Raw genomic sequence first — 3,616 nt, 5'->3', positions numbered from 1 at the left:
GGCCAGCGCCTCGGCCTCGTCGGGCACTTCGAGCGCGTCGCCCACGGCGCGGATCTTGGCGGCGACGCTTTCGGCGTCGAAGCCGCCGGGCACGGTGATGAAGGGGATGGCGGCCTCTTCCAGCACCCCGAGCGTCTCGGGCGGGCCGGCGCCTTCCTCGGAGAGGATCAGGTCGGGGCTGACCGAGAGCACGCCCTCGGGCGAGAGCGCGCGCATGTAGCCGACGTCCGGAAGGGCCTGAGCCTCGGGCGGGAAGGTCGAGGTGGTGTCGCGGGCGATCAGCCGGTGCTGCTGGCCGGGGGGTTGAGTGATCCCGGTCCCCGGGCCGCCGGTGGCGGGCCTGTCGGCCCCGCCGCGCGCGGCCTGTGGGGGCCGGGTCGCCGCGCCGAGCCCGCCGAGCGCGAGATAGGCGGCGGAGGAGAAGGTAAGGGCCAGGACGGAACGGCGGTTCATGCGGTGACCTCCTCGGCCGAGGGCAGGGCGTCCACGATCTCGCGCCACGCCGGGCGGTGGTCGTTGCCGTCCTTGCCGACGCCGAAGCACTGGAAGATCAGCCCGCCCTCGGCGTCGAAGGCCTCGACCGAGACCGCGGCGCCGCGCTGCGTGGGTTTCTCGACCGCCCAGAGCTCGGCCACCTTGTCGCGGCGCAGGTGCAGGTTGAAGCCCGGGTCCATGACGTTCTGCCACGGCCCCATCGGGTGCAGCGTGCGGATCGGGCCCGAGTGGATCTGGATGCAGCCGCGGTTGCCGACGAAGAGCATGATCGCGGTCTCGCGGTCGCGCACGGTCTCGAGCATCTGGTCGACGCAGCCCGGATCGAGCCGCCGGGCAAAGGGCGCGCCGGCGATGCGGTAGGCGCCGAGCCGGTTCATCCGCAGCTTCGAGCACAGCCGCAGGAACTGGTGGGTGTCGGTCAGCCGCGCCCATTCCTTGCGCAGGATGTCGAGCTTCGCAGGGTCGGACTTCGGCGCCTCGACCGGTTCGCGCGGGGCGACCTCGAGCGTGTCCGCGGTCTCGCCGGTGGCCAGCGCCTCCCTGGCGGCGACCCATGCGGCAAGGTCGGACCCGGCGCGCAGGTGAATCTTGTGCACCGCGTCGCCGGCGGCGTCGAACACCTGCAGGCTGCGGCGGAGGCCGTGCTCGCCCTCGTGCTCGACCATGAAGCCGTGCACCCAGTGTTTGGGGAAGATCCGCAGGTCGATCTCGTCCGCCAGCACCATCGCGGCATGCGGTCCGGGGTGGTAGTTGGCGTAGGTGCCGACCTTCTCGTGCACCGCGGCCTCGACCCGGGTCAGCGCCATGACCTCGCCCATGCGCTCGGCGGCGGGGATGACGACGTCGGGATGGGCGGTGATGCGGATCACGCCATGCCCGGTTTGGGCGGCGAGAAGCTGGGCTTCGGAGATCTTCAGGCGGTCCGCGAGGTCGCGGCTGCGGGCGGCACCGGCCTCGGTGAGGGCGGCGCGAATCTCGTTCGGGGTGGGCGTGCTGGTTGTCATGACACCTGTCCGGTTCTTCAGCATGTGAGGAAAGAACGACGGCTGGCGCTTGTGACGGCTGGCAAGTCCTTGTTGACTGTTTTACTAAGATAATGTACCGGCTGCAAGTATCAAACCCGAAGGTGCTGCGGAAATGCGCCTTACCGTGGTTTCAGCCAGCCCCAGGCCAGCGATCAAGAAAAACGCTGACAGAGGGACAACACCCCATGACTCGCAAAATGCTGCGCGGCTCCACCGCGTTGTTTGTGGCGCTGTGCGCCATCCCCGCCCTGCCTGCCGTGGCGCAGGAAGGCACCACCGCCGGCACCGGCTCGCAGGACGCCGTCTCGCGCGGCTTCCTCGGCACGCTCTGGATGACGCCGGGCAAGCGCGACCTGAGCCTCGGCAGCGCCGTGTCGCGCACCACGATCGACGCCGAGGAGATCGCCGACCGGCAGGCCGGCACCATCGCCGAGCTGCTCGACACCATCCCCAGCGTGACGCTGATCAACGGCTCCACGCCGCAGGGCTCGGGCATCAACATCCGCGGCTATGGCGCCAACTCGACCTACGGCAACGATCAGAAGATCGCGATCCAGATCGACGGCGCCTCGGTTGGCTCGGAAGAGCTTTACCGCATCGGCACCCAGCTCTTCACCGACCCGCTGCTGTTCCGCGAGGTCGAGGTGCTGCGCGGCACCATCGGCAGCTTCGAATACGGCTCGGGCATCGTCGGCGGCGTCGTCCGGCTCGAGACCAAGGACGCCTCGGATTTCACCGGCGGTGTGCCTGGTTTGCGCATCGGCCAGACGCTCGAGTTCAGCTCGAACACCGCCGGGGCCGCCAGCTCGACCACGCTGGCATGGCAGCCCGACGACCGGGCGGAGTTCCTTCTCAACTACACCTGGCGCCAGCAGGACGACCAGATCGACGGCGACGGCGACGTGATCGGCAACAGCGAGTTCGAGACGCCGTCGTGGCTCGCCAAGGGCAAGTACACCTTCGGGCAGGACGACGACCACTCGATCAGCCTGTCGTTCTCGCGCACCACGGCGGACGAGAAGGACGTGCCCTATGACACCTTCTCGACCACCGCCGGCAGCTTCGGCAACGTCGACCGCACCACCGAGACCCAGCAGGCGACGCTGCAATACGGCTACAACCCGGTCAGCGACCTCGTCGACCTGACCGCGACGCTCTCCTATGCCGACCAGAAGATCGACTACAGCTACGTGCCGGGCTCGTCGCCGCTCGAGGTCACGCCGACCTGGCCGTTCCTCGAGGCGACGGTCAACGCCAAGCAGCGCTACGAGACCACAAAGCTCGTGGTGAAGAACGAGGCGCGCTTCCTGACCGGCGGGGTGGCGCATTCGCTGCGCACCGGGGCCGAGGTCTCGCGCCGGGTGCGCAAGGACAACGACGCCTCCAGCGCCCCGGGCGGCGAGGACAACCGCGTGGCGCTCTTCGTCATAGACGAGATGACCGCGGGAGGGTTCACCATCACCCCGGCGCTGCGCTGGGAGAAATCAAAGGTCGAGAGCGCCGAGAATTACGGCGACTACGAAAACGACGCGCTGATGGGCGGGCTGGCGCTCGCCTATGAGTTCGACAACGGGCTCTCGGTCTTCGGAAGCTATGCCTACACCGAGGGTCTGCCGATCATCGACGATCTCGGTTCCGCCGCAATCAACGACTGGCGCATGAGCACCACCGAAAAGGCCGAGACCTGGGAGATCGGCGCCTCCTGGGCCGGCACCGACGTGCTGTCTGCGGGCGACAATTTCTCGGTGCGCGGCAACTACTACAGCACGAAGATGTGGGACGTGACCAGCTACAGCGCCTCGGGCTCGACTACCGAGAACCTGAGCCGCATCGAGACCGAGGGCTTCGAGATCGAGGCCTCCTACGGGCTTTCCAACGGTGTCTATTTCGACCTGCAGGGCTCGACCGGGCAGGGCACGGAATATGCCGACGGCGTGCCGGATACCGACTGGCGGAACCAGCCTGCCACCACCGTCGGCCTGACGCTTGGTCGCAAGTGGGGAGAGTGGCTCGACACCAGCTGGGAGGTGCGTCATACGGCGGATGCGCGCGATGCTCTGCTCGAGGATCTGCCGGACTACACGGTGCACAACCTG

The 3,616-nt window shown here is 68.3% G+C and carries 3 protein-coding genes; 1 reads left to right on the top strand and 2 read right to left on the bottom strand.

Features of this window, described 5'->3' with window-relative positions; all coding sequences use genetic code 11:
* Positions 1–453, bottom strand: a 453-nt coding sequence (locus HC022_RS21225) for an ABC transporter substrate-binding protein (protein WP_167453747.1), incomplete at its 3' end; no start/stop codon positions are given.
* On the bottom strand, positions 450–1,499 hold the full coding sequence (locus tag HC022_RS21220; protein ID WP_167453746.1) for a hemin-degrading factor: 1,050 nt from the start codon (positions 1,497–1,499) through the stop codon (positions 450–452). The genes HC022_RS21220 and HC022_RS21225, both read right to left, overlap by 4 nt.
* A gap of 206 nt (positions 1,500–1,705) precedes the next feature.
* Between HC022_RS21220 and HC022_RS21215 the strand changes: the two genes are divergently transcribed.
* The coding region (locus tag HC022_RS21215) for a TonB-dependent siderophore receptor (protein WP_167453745.1) at positions 1,706–3,616 on the top strand (1,911 nt) is incomplete at its 3' end.

It is taken from the genome of Salipiger sp. HF18, from assembly GCF_011806505.1.
Lineage (GTDB): Bacteria > Pseudomonadota > Alphaproteobacteria > Rhodobacterales > Rhodobacteraceae > Salipiger > Salipiger thiooxidans.
This window is presented reverse-complemented; position numbering and strand designations above follow the sequence as displayed.